Annotated in this window: 13 protein-coding genes; 6 read left to right on the top strand and 7 right to left on the bottom strand. The window is 51.8% G+C overall.

The window, feature by feature from the left end; genetic code table 11:
• Positions 1-71: 71 nt before the first annotated feature.
• The 3 genes from B0I18_RS13185 to B0I18_RS13175 all read left to right on the top strand — a co-directional run bounded on the left by B0I18_RS13185 (position 72) and on the right by B0I18_RS13175 (position 1674).
• A complete protein-coding gene (locus tag B0I18_RS13185) occupies positions 72-578 on the top strand; it encodes a DinB family protein (protein ID WP_181358461.1) in 507 nt (168 codons plus the stop codon).
• 4 nt (positions 579-582) lie between these two features.
• Positions 583-1017 carry a VOC family protein gene (locus B0I18_RS13180; RefSeq protein WP_106523183.1) on the top strand — a complete coding sequence of 145 codons (435 nt, stop codon included), beginning with the start codon at positions 583-585 and terminating at the stop codon, positions 1015-1017.
• Positions 1018-1215: 198 nt separating this feature from the next.
• Complete coding sequence (locus B0I18_RS13175) at positions 1216-1674, top strand: ferritin-like domain-containing protein (RefSeq protein ID WP_106523182.1); 459 nt, start codon at positions 1216-1218, stop codon at positions 1672-1674.
• 27 nt (positions 1675-1701) lie between these two features.
• On the opposite strand, the gene B0I18_RS13170 is transcribed toward B0I18_RS13175, so the two are convergent.
• The 4 genes from B0I18_RS13170 to B0I18_RS13155 form a co-directional block, all read right to left on the bottom strand.
• Positions 1702-2898 carry a lanthionine synthetase LanC family protein gene (locus tag B0I18_RS13170; protein ID WP_106523181.1) on the bottom strand — a complete coding sequence of 399 codons (1197 nt, stop codon included), beginning with the start codon at positions 2896-2898 and terminating at the stop codon, positions 1702-1704.
• Positions 2895-3935 carry a HesA/MoeB/ThiF family protein gene (locus B0I18_RS13165; RefSeq protein WP_146146739.1) on the bottom strand — a complete coding sequence of 347 codons (1041 nt, stop codon included), beginning with the start codon at positions 3933-3935 and terminating at the stop codon, positions 2895-2897. The genes B0I18_RS13170 and B0I18_RS13165 overlap by 4 nt, the downstream gene beginning before the upstream one ends.
• Positions 3936-4089: 154 nt before the next feature.
• Entirely contained in the window at positions 4090-4320 is a 231-nt protein-coding gene (locus B0I18_RS13160; protein WP_106523179.1) for a class I lanthipeptide, read from the bottom strand.
• Between the two features lie 249 nt (positions 4321-4569).
• Positions 4570-4800, bottom strand: coding sequence for a class I lanthipeptide (locus B0I18_RS13155; RefSeq protein ID WP_106523178.1), 231 nt, complete (start codon positions 4798-4800; stop codon positions 4570-4572).
• A 518-nt stretch (positions 4801-5318) separates the two neighbouring features.
• On the opposite strand from B0I18_RS13155, the gene B0I18_RS13150 reads away from it, so the two are divergent.
• Genes B0I18_RS13150 through B0I18_RS13140 form a run of 3 tightly spaced genes read left to right on the top strand, consistent with a single transcriptional unit; the run spans position 5319 to position 7443 of the window.
• Complete coding sequence (locus tag B0I18_RS13150) at positions 5319-6053, top strand: glycosyltransferase family 2 protein (RefSeq protein ID WP_106523177.1); 735 nt, start codon at positions 5319-5321, stop codon at positions 6051-6053.
• A 1-nt stretch (position 6054) separates the two neighbouring features.
• On the top strand, positions 6055-6729 hold the full coding sequence (locus B0I18_RS13145) for a glycosyltransferase family 32 protein (RefSeq protein WP_181358460.1): 675 nt from the start codon (positions 6055-6057) through the stop codon (positions 6727-6729).
• Positions 6730-6747: 18 nt separating this feature from the next.
• Positions 6748-7443 carry a glycosyltransferase family 32 protein gene (locus B0I18_RS13140; RefSeq protein ID WP_106523175.1) on the top strand — a complete coding sequence of 232 codons (696 nt, stop codon included), beginning with the start codon at positions 6748-6750 and terminating at the stop codon, positions 7441-7443.
• Here B0I18_RS13140 and B0I18_RS13135 read toward each other — a convergent pair.
• The 3 genes from B0I18_RS13135 to B0I18_RS13125 all read right to left on the bottom strand — a co-directional run bounded on the left by B0I18_RS13135 (position 7413) and on the right by B0I18_RS13125 (position 16702).
• A complete protein-coding gene (locus B0I18_RS13135; RefSeq protein WP_106523174.1) occupies positions 7413-8108 on the bottom strand; it encodes a glycosyltransferase family 2 protein in 696 nt (231 codons plus the stop codon). The genes B0I18_RS13140 and B0I18_RS13135 overlap by 31 nt on opposite strands.
• A gap of 111 nt (positions 8109-8219) precedes the next feature.
• A complete protein-coding gene (locus tag B0I18_RS13130) occupies positions 8220-9461 on the bottom strand; it encodes a PQQ-binding-like beta-propeller repeat protein (protein ID WP_106523173.1) in 1242 nt (413 codons plus the stop codon).
• A 2-nt stretch (positions 9462-9463) separates the two neighbouring features.
• On the bottom strand, positions 9464-16702 hold the full coding sequence (locus B0I18_RS13125) for a SpvB/TcaC N-terminal domain-containing protein (protein ID WP_106523172.1): 7239 nt from the start codon (positions 16700-16702) through the stop codon (positions 9464-9466).
• Between the last annotated feature and the right edge of the window lie 113 nt (positions 16703-16815).

The following is a 16815-nucleotide window of genomic DNA, read 5'->3' as shown; positions in this document are numbered from 1 at the left end:
CAACGCCGGTTCCGGGTATGGGCTGTAAGTTTGTAGTACCAAATCTTACTCATCCCCAAAAAATCGAAACTATGGACGCCCAGCTTCAATCAGAAACCGAAAAAACCTTTAAGGGCCTATATCATGCACTGGCGCCACTTTCTGAGCAACAGGTCAATACGGTACCCTTCGCCGGCAGTTGGACCGCGGGACAGGTAACCGAACATATCATCAAATCGGCGGGCGGCCTTAACCATGTCTGTGGCGGACCAGGCATCGCGGTAGACCGTGCACAGGATGAAAAGGTAAAAGCGATCCGCGACCTCTTCCTCGATTTTTCGGTAAAATTCCAGGCGCCTGATTTTATAGTTCCCTGCAACGGGCCACATAACAAGGAAGAGCTGCTGACCAGCCTCCGGCAGGTGGAGCAGGAAATCGGCCAACTGGCCGCCACAACCGATCTCAGCCCCGAATGTGCTTTATTCGAACTGCCGGGTTTTGGCAAGCTCACCAAGTTCGAGCTCCTTAGTTTTGTGCTGATCCATGCGCAACGGCATACCCGTCAACTGGAAAATATCAGCCGCCATTTAATGTCTTAAAGAGATGACCCAAATCAGTTCCTACCTCACCTTTAACGGTAACTGCCGCGAAGCCATGACCTTTTACAGGTCCTGCCTGGGCGGCGAACTCCAATTCCGGACCCTGGGCGAATCGCCTCTGTCGGAGGCTATGCCCCTGGCCATGAAAGCCTGTATCCTGCAAGCCACATTAAGCAAAGGGAACTGGGCCCTGATGGCTACCGACCTGGTACAGGACCAGGGCCTTATCCGCGGCAATGCCGTATCGCTGATGCTCTGCTGCAGTACAGAAGAGGAGATCCGGAGCAGTTACGAACGGCTTGCCGCAGGCGGAACCCGGTTGCAGCCCCCGGGTCGTAATTTCTGGGGCGCCTTGTCGGGCCACCTCACCGACCGCTATGGCAACCATTGGTTGCTGCATTACGAACCGGCCCGTATACAGAACAAAAGCGATACATAACCTGCTTCTATGCTATCCGTTGCAGGCTTTTATAAAAAATTACTATCTTGCCTTTAGAAATAGCTTATTCTCCCGGGAGAATATCTGTTCTGTAATTAAACTTGTCCTTAATACCGGTGTTTATATATACCGGTATATGAGACATATTTTTTTATTTAACCGCGGGGATCTATATCCCCGGGATTAAAACAGAGCGATATGAAATTAACGGCTGTGGAAACATTAAATGATCTTATCCTGATCAATAATGACAGAGTTAAAGGTTACGAACGCGCACTTAAAGAAACAAAAGATAAAGACGCAGATCTCCGCGACATCTTCAGGCAGATGATGGCCCAGAGCAGAAGGTTTAACGAAGCCCTGATCTCGCTGGTACGGCAGGCAGGCTCCAGCCCTGAAACGGAATCTTCCTTTTCCGGCAAGCTGCACCGTGCCTGGATGGACCTGAAATCGAGCCTTACCGGCAATACCCGGAGAAGCCTGCTGATCGAATGCGAACGCGGTGAAGATGCCAGTAAAGAAGCCTATAACGAGGCCCTGCACGAGGACAATGCGCTTACGGAAACGCAACAGCAGGTCATAGCCGAACAGGCCGAAGAACAAAAGGCGAGCCATGATACGATCCGCGAACTGCGCGACCAGGCGTTGAAAGCTTAAGCAGTATGCGGCTAGCCGTACACGGCACTAGCTGAAACCATCGGACAACATAACACTGTAATCCCAGGAACAATCGCCGGTAAGGTAGCTGATCAGCACCAGGCCGATACCTGCCACACCTTCGATGAGGCTGTAATCGGCCATCCAGCTGCTGCCTGCTGCATCCCATTTTTTATAACCCGCCACACCATCTGAATGCTGCGCCAGGCGCAGGGTTTCGGCCATCCAGTAGTCGGCCGCCTCACGAAACACAGGGCGTTGCGATAATAACCACAGGCGGTTGTAAAAATGAGCGATACCGGCACTACCATGACAAAAGCCCGCATCGTGCACCAGGGTTTGTGCATTGGTCCTGCGTTGTGTCGTATGCTCCAATACCTCCAGCGCAAAAGCAGTTAACCCCTCATCCGCCAATACCCTGCCCGCTTCATACAGGACAAAAGCGATACCCAGATCGCCGTAACACCAGCCCAGCCTGCTGGTATCCTGTTCTATCGATTTACCCTTTTCCACCACAGAGGGAAAGTAACAGGTGTCTTTGCCCTCCCGCACCTGTGCCCGTATATAGCGGATAAGTTGCAAGGCCAGCGACCGGCTCTCTTCGCGGCAAACATCCTGTGTGTAGCAAAGCAGGCAAAAGCGGATCACCGCCGGCAGGCCGTGGGCAAGTCCGAGGTTAACCATTTCAGGAACGGGCCGTTGCTCCATAAGCTGAAAAGCAGGCAGGGCGCCATTGTTAGCCCTCACCTGTTCCGCAATCAGGGCCAGTACACGGGCCATGTAATCTTTCTTTTGCGCACCGTGCCGGTACAACAGGTAGGCCGCTGCGCCTAGCCCGCCGTACAGGTAATCGTAGTTACCGGCTTCCAATGCAGCAAGGGCAAAGCTTTCCAGGTAATCATCATCAAAACACAGCAGATCGATATCCTCCTGGTCGAGCAATCCGTGCCGGAACATGAGCTGGTAAAACCAGTTCAGGCCTGCCTTTCCCATACCATAACTAAAATCTACGTCCTGCAGGCCGATGCCGCTCAGCTCCTGGACCGCAGCTTCAAAGGGTTCGAAGTCGGTAAGGAGACCGTGCTTATGCGCATACAACAGGTGCAGCATAGCGCCGGCACGCCCATTGGCTAATCCCCAATATACCGGCGCTTCCTGCTGTACGAGGAAGTCTGTTACCGCCTTTACGATCTCGTCGTGTTTATTCCGTATAGCTGCTATCATAAGGTTGGGCCCGGCTTACATACCGGGCAATCGTCTGTACAGTTCAGTTCAAAAGTATCGATGCTCATACCCACGCCATCCAGGAACAGTAAAGTACCCCATGTGGCTACGATCTCGTATTTGCCGGCAAGAAAAAAGAGAATGTCCCTTACGGCAAAGGCACAAAGCATATTGATGCTGAAATTAGCGGAAGGATGATGCAGGTAATCGGAAGGCATACGCCGGATGCTGTAAAAATCGAAACGCCCCTCCACAGTTTCCCGCACATGTTTATTGTAGGATTCGTAACAGGAAGTACTGCCTGGCACTACGAGAGGGCCTACCAGCAACATCTCGTAAGAATAAGCGATAAACAGTACCGGTACGCGGTACTGGTGACAAAGCCGGTTCAGGATCATCTTATGTTCCGGATCCGGATCGATGCCGTTCACCACCAGGTCGTACCTGCCCGAAGACAGGATACGGTTTATATTTCCGGCATCGATCTTGACGTCGAATATGGTGAGTGCGGTACCAAAATTTTCCCCGAGTTCCTGTTGCAGTACCGTCGTCTTTTTCTGACCGATATGTCTTTTACGATAGACCATACTACGCCGGATATCGGTTTCGGATACGGTATCGAAGTCGGCCACGGCCAGTTCTTTTATACCCAGCTGGGCCAGTTGGTATAGCACACCAGCACCGCCGCCGCCCGCGCCCAGCACCAATACCCGCTTAGCTTCCAGCTGCTGTTTATCGATGGGCGTTGCATATTTGTAGGCGATATAGTCGAGATAAAGATCATGGCGTTCGCGGTGGGCGGGCTGGCCTTCTTCTTCCCGGAACAGATCCTGCTCCAGGAAATAATCTTTTAACGGCGACTGCCAGGCGGCCAAGGCAGCGTCATCCAGGCCCTGGTGTGATAGTAAGCGTTGTAATACTTCCCGCTCCGCGGCATCCATCGCGAAAGAGCGGACCTGGCCATCGGTATGCTGTACAACAACAGTATCGCCCGCCGTTCTGAGTGTAAGAAATTCTTTAAGCTTAAAGGTGACCATGTTTGTCTTGTATTTAAAAACCCGGGGCCGGTATCCTTTTGATACCAGGATGTTTTCCGACTGACGGAAGGTTCCGGTGCTGCAAAATAACAAAGAGGCTGCAGAATGATCCCCTGCAGCCTCCCGTTTAATTACCCCAATGCGTTACTAATAATTAAACAGCATCGCAGCAGCCGATAGAATTCGTGTTTGGATTGCAATTACGGCAGGTAATGTAAAAAGGAACAGACTGCCTTGGTGGTTGGATGGTTTTTGTTTTGATGGGGTCGATAACACCGATGGAGTCGTTACCACCCTGCACCATTTGCATTTCGTTCAGGTTCAGGTCTGCGATACGGGATTTGTTGAGCTGCAGTTTAGCAGCATTCATTTTGATCTTTTTCATTGTACGGTTTGTGGTTAAAAAATTGTTTGAAAAAAAACGGCGCCGGCATTGGTTACCAGGACAACCGGGGCCGCTAAGGTACTGTGCAGCGCAAAAAACATATAGCGATTTTACAGGACCTGGCGTATTGTCGGGGCAAACGATCCGATTGTCCACACAAACACTTTCAACCTCCAAACCGGTATGGTACAAAAAGAAGGAAAGAGGCTGCCGGCAGGCAACCTCTTTCCTTTGTTAAAAACGGTTGTATTAAACGCCGTCACAGCAGCTTACAGAGTTGGTCTGCGGATTGCAGTTGCGGCAGGTAACATAATAAGGCACAGAAGGTACAACGGGCCCGCGTGGGTTAACACCGATACCACCGGTTGTATTTCCCGCCGGAGCACCGCCGTTAACCAGTTCCATCTGGGCTTGGTTCAGGTCGGCAATTTTTGTTTTGTTCAGTTGCAGGCGGCCTGCATCCATTTTGATCTTTTTCATGCTTGTTTGTTTTGAGGTTATGTAAACAAGATTTGAGTTAACCGCTCTTTGTGCCGCTGCAGCGGCCTAACGCGCAGTATGGTAGTGTTTCTTTAAGGGTACTGCACAACAATTAAGGTGCAGCAGGTATGTTTTTCCGACGTCTATTTCAAATATACAATTTCACAATAAACATATAAGTAACTTTAATCTTATCGCCTTTATAGCAGGGACGAACCCAGCCGGCTGCAGGATAAACCGGCGGGCCGATCCTCATTTTTCCAGGTAAAATCCCCTCCCCGATCTATAAAAACAATTGTAACTTTGCCTTTCAATTCTGCACGACTCTGTGCACCCTGGTCCGGATATATCCCGGCTGTTTACCCGGCGCCAGTCCTTAGTCATTTACCAGTTCTGCGATACATTGAATATGGATGTTTCCCCGTTCATTGTTTTATAGCAACTGTATGTTTTCCTGCTGTATCGTTACAGGCAGGATCACTGTTGAATTGCCCGTATTTCCTTAAACCTGAAACACTATGAATGCCCCTTTAATTTCCTGCATCTGCGTTACCCGCAACCGGCCGGAACGCTTACAAACCGCACTGCATTGCTTCGACATGCAGACTTATACGCCCAGAGAGCTGGTGCTCGTACTCGAAGAGGGCGACGAGCGCAGTTATACCCTGGTAAAACACTGGAACCGGAACGGCGATAAAGCCCTCAAAATCGTGAGCGTAGCACCCGGCCCGGATAACCGGCTGGGACAGCTCCGCAACCTCGGCATAGCCGCTGCCGAAGGCACTTACTTTTGCCAGTGGGATGACGACGACTGGTACCATCCGGAACGCCTGCAGGTGCAATACGAACAACTAGCTGGAAGCGCCGGCGAGCGCCTGGCCTGCGTGCTGGACCAATGGCTGATCTACGACGCAGTGCATCAACAGGCCTACCGCTCCTGCATCCGCCACTGGGAAGGCAGTATACTCTGCGACCGCAATTTTGCCCTGCAACATCAATACCAAAACCTTGAAAAAGGAGAAGACAGCCCACTGGTCAACCTGTTGTTAAAGACAGGCCAACTACAAACTATAAGCAACCATGCCCACCTATACATCTATACCTTCCATGGCGCCAATACCTGGGACTTCAACCACTTCAACGGCTTTATGCGATACAGCCAGTTACTCCCGCAGGCGCAGCAGGAAGCAGTTATCCAAATACGGGAAACCACAGCGCCACCACAGGCTGCGCTCCTGCAACAACTATCCTGATATGGAACAGATACCTGCAACAATACACCTGGTCCTGAAGGATAAACATGCCGTTACCGGTGTTTATGCGCCTTTATACGAACGGCTGCAGCAGTTACATCCCGGCTGGAACCTGGTGCTGCACGATGATGCAGACGCCCGCAATACCGTACGGGATTATTACCCGCAGTGGCTTGCTGCCTACGATGCCTACCCGCACAACATACAACGCACCGATGTGTTCCGGCTTATTGCCCTGTACCGCTATGGCGGCTTCTACCTGGATACCGATATGCACCTGTATAAACCGCTGCATGACCTGCGTGGGCACCGGGTGGTGCTGGCCGAAGAAAAAACACTGAGCACTGCCAGCTGCCGGCAGCTGGGACACCGCAATGCCCTGCGTATTGCCAATTACATGATCGGCGCAGCACCCGGACAGGCCTTTATCTACGAGGCCATAAGCCGCGCTATAGCCGGCAGCAGTCAGCCTATCGGTAGCGAGCACGATATCCTGGAGAGTACCGGCCCGGGCATGCTTACAGACCTGTACCACGAGCAAAGCCGGCTATACACCGGCATCCATCTTTTAAAAAACAACCAGCATCAATGCCTGAAAAAGTGCAGTACCACGCCTTCCTGTCATTTCGGCGATTATGCGGCACACCTGCACCAGGGCAGCTGGCGCTGGCAATAAAACCCAACCCTGAACACCATGAATATTCCTAAAATAATACACCAGACCTGGAAAGACCATAAGATACCCCAACACCTCGAAACCTTTGCTGCAGGCTGGCGCGCGCAACATCCCGGCTGGGAATACGTGCTGTGGACCGACGAGATGAACCGGCAGTTTATATACGACAACCACCCGCACTTCCTGCCGGTATACGACCGCTATCCCACGGCCATACAAAGGGTAGATGCCGTACGGTACTTTATCCTGCTGAAGATGGGCGGGCTATTTGTTGATCTGGATTTCGAATGCCTTAAAAATGTAAGTCCGCTGCTCTACCAGGCAGAGTTTGTAGCGGGACTGGAACCGCAGTCGCATGCGCTGCACCACAAGAAACACGCCATTATCAGCAATGCCTTTATGGCGGCACAACCCGGATCGGGTTTTGTACAGGCGCTTTGCAGTTACCTGGAACGCAACGATTTCATCCAATTCCGTGGCGAACCCGGCTTTAATTATGTACTGGATTGCGGCGGTCCTTTTATGCTGACCCGGGTATACGAACAATACCCCGATAAGGAGCAGCTTAAGATATGGGGCCCCGAGTTTCTTTACCCGCTGGAAAAAGACCTGGACACCGGGAAGCTGGATACATCGAACCGGGACCAGGTATGCAGCGCTGACAGGGCTTACGCCATACATCACTACTGGGGTTCCTGGTGGCAGAAAGCATAACGCTCCAGGTCGGCCCCCAATATTTGTTGTACCACAGTTACCGGCATGGGCTTCCATTGCCGGTGACTGGTATGCTTGGGACTGGTATTCCTACCATGCAACAGGGATATAAAACCATCGGTATGATCGTGTGCAACAACTGCTACGCCTGCATTCCATACGAACTCATTATCCTCGCCCACCTGCATATCGGGAAAGGGACGACGCTCCCATACCTCCCTGAGATAGGCCATGGTAGCACCCGCCACCCAGGGACGGCTATCGTAATCATAAATATATTGCCAGGACTGCTGTAACGAAGGATTAAAAAAATGCAGGCGGTCGAGGCCGCAGATGCCGGCGCCGGTTTGTTCCAATACCTGTACCTGCCTGCTGATCCAATCGGGCGCATACCAGTCGTCGTCGTCCCAGTGCAGGATAATACTGCCTTTGGCCCGCGAACAGGCATAGTTGCGTTTAATGCCTACCGACCAGGATCGTGGCTCCAGGTGCACATAGGCCAGCTTGGGCGATGCGGGGATAAGATACTCCTGCGATTGCGGGCTATCGTCTATAATGATCAGTTCGGCATCCGGGTAGTCCTGGCGCAGGAAATAATCGATAGCCAGGGGTATGAATTGCTGCCTTGCGGCAGAGGTGGGCATAATACAGGATACGAGTTTCATGGGGAAGCAAAATTTAAAGGAAAGAACACGGCTACCGGTCTACTATAAACCGTAAAGCCAGGACAGCCATCCCGGAAAGGATGGCTGTCTTGTTTGTATTTAATACCTGTACTACCAATAAACGGAAGTATGATAGACCAGATAAAGCTTACCTGTCTTGGTATCCATATGGGGCTTCATTTCAGCGTCCTCCTTCCCGGCCAGGGCGCCGGGAGTAGTTTCCAGGGTCTGCCCTTTCTCCAGGTCTACGACTTCAACTCCCTTGTCGCCTGCCAGGAGCAGTTTCCCTTTCAGGATACCCAGTTCCGTCCTGGTACCGCGCGACTCCTTTTTCCAGGTCACCTTCCCCGTTTTCAGATCGAGTATCTTGAACTGCTCCACCCCGCGGCTTTTTAGCTCCCCGTTACGCTGTTTATCATCTGAGGGAATTTCCGCCGGACCGGCGGAGGAATAGATCACCAGCCGGTCGCCTGCGTTGTAAACAGCAACTATCGGCTGCTCATTCACAAACTGCCAGGCTACGCTACCGTCGGCCCTATGCCAGCTTTCTACCATCCTGTCATGTTTTACGATAAAACGGTCGCCGGCATTGAACAGGTTAAAAGCGCCGGCATAACCATCTTCATAGGTTTCTGGTGGCAGGGCCTTCTCCCAGGCTTGCGTGCCATCGTTCCTGATCGCGTATAAGATGATCCGCTTCTTACCGGAGGCACTATCCGTACTTTCAGTACCCGACAGCAGGTTCAGGCTTGCATCTATCGGATAGGACACGGTACTTTGCAGGGTATTAAAGGCAGGATTGCTGTAGACCTTGCCTGTTGACGCGCTTACATCCACAACAGCAAAACCGTAGACATTGCGTACCATGAACAACTGATTCCCGTTCGCCTCCAGGATACCCGGGCGGTTACCGGTTTTGTCGAACCGGATTTGTTTTTTCTCTGTCGCCCCGGAACGGATGTTCGTATAATATACATCGGCGGGTTGCAGGGCATTACTGATCGCAATAGTACTGTCGTTTACGAAGTCGAAGTCAAGGCCGGTATAGTCAATCGTCGGGTTAGACCCCGAAAAAATAACTTTTCCCTGCCCGATATCAATAATACGCAGTTCGCTCATGGGCGAGCCGGCAGCCAGGTTTTCGGTTCTGCGTACCTGGGCAAGGATTTTCCCGTTGCTGATCTTGTAGGATAACAGCCGGTATTCTTTTCCCAGCAGGTCTTGGAGTTGCAGGCTATTGCTGCTATATTGTTTCAACAAAGTTTCCATGGTCCGGTTTTTTGCCGTTTCGGCACTAGTACAGGCCAGCAGGCCCGTAAGTGCCCATACAGATAGATAGGTTGCGGTTTTCATGATTAGTATTTCATTTTATTCTGGTAATAGTTGGAGATCTGTTTGTTGGACTTTTGGATATCCTTCCATTGTTCCGGCGTCAGCTTAAACTTCGCGCCATGCGTGTAAGGATACAACATCAACAGGGGGATATGGTATCTTCCCAGTGCGCCGAAATTATTGCTCCATTCATTCGCTCCTTTCTGCTTGTTGATGCTTACACCAAACAAACTAAAATCAGGCAGGAAATGCCCGGGACTTTTTGCGGCAACAAAGCCAAGGAATGTTTCCTTGCGGGACAGGCTATTAAACCGGTCGAGCGTACTGGTACCTGCATAACTTTCATAGATCTTAGGCGCGACTACGGTAACCTGCTCCTGCATGATAAACTTTTGATCCCATTCATACCAGCCTTGCTTGGTATCGGCAGGTATCTTGCCCTGGTACAGCACCTCGTTAAATCTTCCTACAGCATAGTTGGCGATGCCCTGGTTCAGATCGTTCAGTAACTTACCCAATTTTGGCATAAACGCGCCCGATTCCACACCGTCCTGGTAAGTATCGGCCAGCTCATCCACAAGATAGGAAGCGCCTTTGGCCCATTGGGTAGAGTAGCCCAATGCGTCCACCTGGTGTTGTATCCAGTTGTAATAATCTCTTACGATATCGAAATTATACTGGTCCTTTTCAAGTACCATAGCACCGTTAAAGTTCTTATCGTAATGCAGCGTGGTCGTATAACCGACAAGCATACCTTTCAGATCATTCTTGGTGATATAACCCATGGCGTTGGACCAGGTTGCATTTTTATCCGTACGATCCGATTTAAGCCATGCGCCATCCGAGCCATCCATTTTACTCAGGGCTTTATTCCCTTTTGCCTGTTTGTACTCTTCGTAACTGTTGTACTCCTCTTCTCCTTCAGGGTCTACCTTGCTCACAGGCTGATTGTTACAATAGCTGTAGGGTGTACGACCCGCATACTTTGTCTCCATAGGGTCGGCTGCGCTCCATCGGCACAACCAGGGTATATAATACCGGGCCCCGTGGTAGTACAGGCCGCTTTCCTCGTCGCGTTCTTTACCGGTATACCGGTAGCGCTTGGCCGCCGCTTTTATCATTGTGCTCCGGGCCTGGAAAGCGGTGGTACCGTAAGGATGGTATTCTTCGTAGCTGATCACTACCCCGCTCTCGTCCAGTTCCAGGTTTGTGCTTTGCAAATGATTGGCATATAAATACCTAACTAAATTAGGCTCGGTATCGCCATCATCAGCCCGCAGGCCTTCTTTCCGGATCTCCAGCATGGCAACACGCCCGCTATCGTCGGATATATGTACCGTATGCCTTTTTACTTTCAAAGAACCATTGTCAAATTTACGATATATCTCAAAATCGCCCAAGTAAATACGCTCTTCCGTAAGGTTCCCGTTCTTCACATATTTACGGATGCGCTGCCCTGCAACATATTGATAAGCGGCTTCCATCGTACCTTTCTGAATGGCGCTCAACTGGTTCTGTGTATTCCAGCGCATGCCGTCCAGGTGGGGCATGGCAGTCATATTGCCCCGCGCATCATAGTCGTAGCTGTAGGTATACGGATTTACCGCCGTTTGCAGCAGCCGGTTATTACCACTGCCATAGGTATAGTTGCGGGTATAACTGCCCGAACCCGCTATGTGCTGCAGTTTCAGGATATTGCCGGCTGCATCGTAAGTATATTTTTGGGTATAGGATTGCACAGCATCGTTACCCAGGTTTACTTTCCAGGCCCCATCCCGCGTATTATCGGCTGCGCCGAAATCGGCGGTACCGATCTGCTCCCTGCCCCTGGCTTCGATCAGCCGGTACAAGGCATCATAAGTATACACCTGGTCGGGACTTACGATGGTATTGGCAAAAAAGAGATCCTGCTGTGCCTTGTCGCTTATCCGGGTTATATTACCCACGGGATCATAATAGTAATTCAGATCACGCAATACGGGCGTGGCGCTGCCTGCCGTGGTTTGCAGCCTGCGTAAGCGCAAGGTGCTTTTGTCGTAAGTATATCGCGTAACGGTGTTGTTACCATAACGGATATACTCGCGCTGCCCCAGAGCATTATAGCGGATATCGCGGATATAGAATTCTTCAACCGCTCCATCGGGGGCCACGTCCAGTGTTTTAAGCGCCCCGGCTTTATCGTAGCGGTACGTAGTGGTATAGCCACCGGCATCCTTCTGGCTTACCGGTCTTCCAAGAGCGTCGCTGATCGCGCTCGCGATATATGCATCGGCTGCCAGGAGCGGCGATCCCGCCCAGTCGACATCCGTCGCCTGCGGGTCTTCCAGCAGGTACTGCCAGGTCTCTAAAGGAAGGCCCTTAAAATCATACCCCAACTGGAATACCTGTTTGCCAGCCCCATTGTACCCGGCAAATATCTGCCCCCTAAGGTTCATCGTTTCGGCATTGGGCACAGTTTCCCCATACTCCGTTTTTTCCAGTACGATATCGATACCTGTGTGCCGTACAACCTGTTCCAGGGGCCTGCGTAAACCATCAAAGGTTGTCGTAAACCTGCGGTCCTCCGCATCCCAGGCATAAATCGGCTGCCCGGCAACATCTACAAGGGCAAGCCCGTTACCGCTATCCTGGCTCAACTGCGCGCAGGGATGCTGCAACATATTGTACTTGTACCGGAGCGGCACGTTACCATTACCATCTGTCACGGCGATCCGGTTGCCCGATATGTCCAGGCTTTCATAACTATGAACCGGAATATTGATACCATCCTGTTCCACGGAATAAAAGGGCCTGGCCAGGCTATCGGTGTATTTTACTACAGGCGTATCGTTGTGCGCTGCGGCCTTCTGGGCCGCTTCCTGCTCATCAACACCCTTAGCGCCGTTGATACGGGCCGCATACCAGTCGCTGCTTTTAACGGTATCGTTATTGTCCCATATGGTTTGCTCCCAGGCAGTCCATGCCGTTTTCGCAAAAGTACCATCGGGATACTTCGTTTCCCGCAGCCTGTTCAGCGGATCGTAAAACATACGCGGGCTTATACCGGCCGCATCAGCCTGTTCTGCGGTATCGCAAAGATGCGTATCGCTGAAGTAGGGTTCAAACTGCATCACCACGGTGCCCTTATTGTTGTAAATCGTACGGCCGTTGCTGATCCAGCGCGGCACATCAGGTTTATCGGCCGAAGGCGCTGCCTGTATCTTATGCATCAGTACCCGGTCCAGGCCATCGCTATAACTAAAACGGATCAGGGGTTGGCTATCCTGTCCGTCGGGGATAACCGCGCCATGTACATGGTGCTGTCTTGCGATCATAGCCACTGCTACCGGTAACGTATCGAAGTCGTAGACGCAGCGCCAGGTGGCATTTTGCAGCAGCTGTGCCGCTACCGGTCCGGGATCCTGCCAAAAGGCATGCTGGTTAGCACGGTCCCCTGTTGATTCGGGATCCAGGCCGGCAAGCTCATCGCCTTCGGTACCATCGTCTTTACCTTTTACCGCCATGGCCACCGGCATACCCAGCGCATCATACAACATCTCTACGATATTGCGGTTCATATCCTGTATACGAACGGGCCGCAAGTTGCGCCAGTTGTATACTTTAACGGCCATTTCATTTTCCAGCGCATCGTTTGTGCGTTCCGGCAACAGCCAATAGTTACCCCACATCTTTACCTTCGTTTCATTGCCCCAGGGATCAAGAAATAATTCGGGGGTATAGAATTGTGTGGCTGGACTGCTGTATACCGCTTTACCCGAAGGCGCCCAGTAATGACCATCGCCATCAAGATCTACATAAGCGGCATTACCGGTACCCAGCATAACCCCATCTACCCGGCCGCCATAGGCATCGGCCAGGATGCCCGGGGTAAAGGCCATCTGGTAACTTTCATCGGTAATGGCAAGACCGGCCAGTGTTCCGAAAGGCAGCGGGCTAAGGGCATCGTCGGCCCGGTAACGCGTACGGCTATGACTGAGCAAACGTTTCTGCCCGTTACCCGCGACAGCTGCGAAGTCGACCGCAACAGCAGCATCCAATGCGGTTTTCAGCTGCGTTATGGTCCATAGTTTACCCGCTTCCACATCGGGATGAGACACTACGGCCTCATAACTTTTGGTTTCAAAAGGTAAACGGATACGATAGCCGGTATGATCCGTATCGTCTATAGCATCGCCGGTCATATGGGTCTGGCTCCATACGATATGCATTTTCGCCTGCTCTTCTTTTACTTTAGCCGGGAGCGACGACGGGATACTTTTCCGTTTATAAGCTACCTCAGCACTTTGCAATACATGCCCGTACCGGTCTGTTTCGAGCGTAAGCTGATGCCGGATGCGCGGATCCTGCAGATCACGCTCACAGTTGAAGGTTACCTGCTGACTTTGCAGGCTGATAAAAGAGGCAAAACGGTTGTTGCCCAATGCCTGCACTTTTTTTACCTCGTAAGCCGTAGCGGCTACGGTATAAGGTACCGGCTCCCGCGCTGTTTTATCGAGAGCGTATACCTCCTGGCGTAAGGCCGAGCCTTTGAGGGCACGGTGCGCTTCGCGATGCTCCTGTGCATTAAGCCCTTCGGGCAGCAAGGCAATCGTGGTAACCGTATCCCAGCCTTCGAACGGAAAATACTCCTGCTGAAAAGCTTCGATCAAAGTCTGTTCGCGTATCCAGGCGCCGGTATGATACCAGGTCTTGGTTTTTACGGGGTATTGATCAAGCGAAGTGCCCGGCGCCTCAGGGCTCTGGTCGATAACAGAATCGATATCGACCGTTTCTACAAAGCCGAAACCACGGAACTCCCGCTCTTCATGATCGTAATAACCATGCCGGTAGCGGTAATCCTGGCTGTAGCGGGTACGGCTTACCACATCAGAGGTTGTTACCTTGCTGATGCAATGCACCGGGAAAGGCAGTTGGGTAGCCCAGGCTATGCCTTGCAGCTTATCCTCCAGGTAGAAACGGGTAGAACTTTTATAGTGCAGGCGCACGCTTTTACCGGTGCCGTTGTAGTAGTGCTCCAGCAGGTGCGGCTTACGGCCGCCCATCAGGTCGATGTACTGAAGCGGGGCATGCGCATGTGCCGGTAACGGCGAGCTCCATACAAGACAGCCCGTACCATTACCCAGGAAATCGACTACGGTTATTTTACTGTACGCATCGGTACCGGGTAAAGGATTAATGTCGTAGGCATCGCTGAAAGCATTACCGGACAAGTTGATCCAGGCTTTACAGGTATTTTCGCCGGTAAAGATAATATCTGCTGCGCCCGTACCACTGATATCTGAAAGTGTTATGTAGAGCGGGTTATACAGATCGGGCGCTGCAAAAAAGGGGGCATTGCCCATGGTTACTTTCGCACCGAAACGGCCGTACCCCATATTGGGCCAGTAGCATACTTCGCCGTTGCTGATGCGCACCAGGTCGGTCATGCCATCGCCATTCATATCGGCCAGGAAAATACTCTGGACGGTATCACGCAGCAACAGGAGCGGCCCTTTTTCCTCATCGCTAAACAAGGAGGCATTACCGCCTTTTTCAAAACCTTCCTTACCGAGGTTTTCATACCATATCCAGGCACGGTCTTCGGTGATCAGCAGGTCGGGCCTGCCGTCGCCGTTCAGGTCCAGCATTTTGGTAAAGGGATTACCGAGGTCGATATTGAGGTTGTGATCAAAGGTTTGAAAAGGCTGCCATTGCTGGTTATCATCCAATTCCCAATAGCCTTTTGCAACCGTCTGCGTCACTACCTGCCGGCGGCCATCGGCATCCAGGTCCTGCCATTGCAGATCCCTGCCCAGACCGGAGAAAGAGGGTTTATCGGCAATGGCTTTAGGCGCTGCGAAATGGCCGTTGCCCAGGTTGTTTTTATAGAACCAGCCGTTGCCCTGCTCGGTAAGTATACCGCTGATCCCTTCGCCTTCGAAATCAGTCCACTGGTAAGGTCCCGTAAGTCCCTGCGGTGCGCCGGTAAAGTCTCCGGCTGCTACTTTAACGATATTGGTATTCCAGCGAAACGGGCTGTATTTAAGCCGCATCGAAGGCAGGGTTGCCGAGGTATAACTGCCATCCGACTTCTGGGTATAACCGCGTTGTGTAGCGGATATGATATAATCTGTTTCTGCGGCTTTGCTTTCGCTCGATTCATTTTTGTAGGCCAGTTCCAGGGCGCTGACCAGGGTGGCCTCACCATTATTGAGTTCCTGGAAACGGTGAAACATCAACATGCGCCGGCAAAGGCGATAGGTACGCACTTCGAAGCCCGCATGAAAATCGGAAAAGGCATCGATACGGGACAACCAGGTTTTGTCGGGTATAATGCTATAGTTGTTTTCGCTGTAATCGCCGTAGTCGAGCACCATTTCAAACAGCCAGTTACCCTGGGGTAAGGCAGGTTGCCATACCGCTTCTTTACCGATGAAATACGGTGTGGTATTACCGTATTGCACCTGTTTAAGATAGGTGTTTGCAAACCGGGCGTTACCATTTGCCCTGTTGCGCTCGTATACTTCATCGGCCACGCCCGACAGGTTCTCTGCAACGTAGGTATACACCTGTGCATTGCCTTTATGATCGACGATGATATCCGGCAACCATTTATAGATACGGCTTTCGGCTACAGGGTCGGCAATACGGCTTTCGGAACGCAGGCCGTAATAGGTCGTTATATTTTCTTTGGTGGTTACACGCCACCAGGCGCCGGGGGCGGCTTTTTTCGTGATGTATTCTATACGGGCAAAGAGACCTTCTATCCTCGGGCGATACCGTTTTATGGTATAGCCCATAGACTCGGAGATCAGGGGTAAGCCGTTTGTATCCAGTTCCGGCACCAGGTCTTCTGCACCGGCCAGCAGGAAGGTATCGCTTTCTGCAGCATCGTTGTACAGGGGCAGACGTTTGTCTGTCTTGCGTTGAATAGCGGGCAGGGACATGCCCCAGCCCAGGCCGAATTCGCTGTTGCCGCCACCGCTGTTATAGGATAAACCCAGGGCCGGCGTAAAGCCGCTGCGGCCGGGTGTAAGTGGTAAGCTTATTTCCAGTCCCGCGGTACCGTTTACCGCATTGACACTGAACTTTTCGTCGATACCCTTTAATGCACCGCCGCCTTTGGGCATGGCGATCGAAGGGGCGGCGCTTTTATAATAAGGGCTCTTATCCTCCTGCTGCCTGGGCTGAACGGCATACTGGTCCAATAACCCGGAGGCATTGGACCTGGGCTCATTTCCACCTGCAGCAGCCGGGGTATTATTCTTTTTTTTGTTTTCCATGATGATATTGCTTTAGTGAAGAACCGGTCTTATCACAGGCCGGTATAATCTGAAGAAATAAGTATGGCGCTCTTCCTTGCGGAAGAGGCCATACTGTGGTTGTTTTCAAAGCG

This window comes from Taibaiella chishuiensis, from assembly GCF_003014535.1.
GTDB classification, from domain to species: Bacteria; Bacteroidota; Bacteroidia; order Chitinophagales; family Chitinophagaceae; genus Taibaiella; species Taibaiella chishuiensis.
This window is presented reverse-complemented; position numbering and strand designations above follow the sequence as displayed.

Excerpts from the sequence above, each read along its gene's own strand:
- B0I18_RS13140 (WP_106523175.1), top strand. The coding sequence starts at position 6,748 with ATGAATATTCCTAAAATAATACACCAGACCTGGAAAGACCATAAGATA.
- B0I18_RS13160 (WP_106523179.1), bottom strand. The coding sequence starts at position 4,320 with ATGAAAAAGATCAAAATGAATGCTGCTAAACTGCAGCTCAACAAATCC.
- B0I18_RS13130 (WP_106523173.1), bottom strand. The coding sequence starts at position 9,461 with ATGAAAACCGCAACCTATCTATCTGTATGGGCACTTACGGGCCTGCTG.
- B0I18_RS13155 (WP_106523178.1), bottom strand. The coding sequence starts at position 4,800 with ATGAAAAAGATCAAAATGGATGCAGGCCGCCTGCAACTGAACAAAACA.
- B0I18_RS13165 (WP_146146739.1), bottom strand. The coding sequence starts at position 3,935 with ATGGTCACCTTTAAGCTTAAAGAATTTCTTACACTCAGAACGGCGGGC.
- B0I18_RS13125 (WP_106523172.1), bottom strand. The coding sequence starts at position 16,702 with ATGGAAAACAAAAAAAAGAATAATACCCCGGCTGCTGCAGGTGGAAAT.
- B0I18_RS13170 (WP_106523181.1), bottom strand. The coding sequence starts at position 2,898 with ATGATAGCAGCTATACGGAATAAACACGACGAGATCGTAAAGGCGGTA.
- B0I18_RS13145 (WP_181358460.1), top strand. The coding sequence starts at position 6,055 with ATGGAACAGATACCTGCAACAATACACCTGGTCCTGAAGGATAAACAT.
- B0I18_RS13135 (WP_106523174.1), bottom strand. The coding sequence starts at position 8,108 with ATGAAACTCGTATCCTGTATTATGCCCACCTCTGCCGCAAGGCAGCAA.
- B0I18_RS13180 (WP_106523183.1), top strand. The coding sequence starts at position 583 with ATGACCCAAATCAGTTCCTACCTCACCTTTAACGGTAACTGCCGCGAA.
- B0I18_RS13175 (WP_106523182.1), top strand. The coding sequence starts at position 1,216 with ATGAAATTAACGGCTGTGGAAACATTAAATGATCTTATCCTGATCAAT.
- B0I18_RS13150 (WP_106523177.1), top strand. The coding sequence starts at position 5,319 with ATGAATGCCCCTTTAATTTCCTGCATCTGCGTTACCCGCAACCGGCCG.
- B0I18_RS13185 (WP_181358461.1), top strand. The coding sequence starts at position 72 with ATGGACGCCCAGCTTCAATCAGAAACCGAAAAAACCTTTAAGGGCCTA.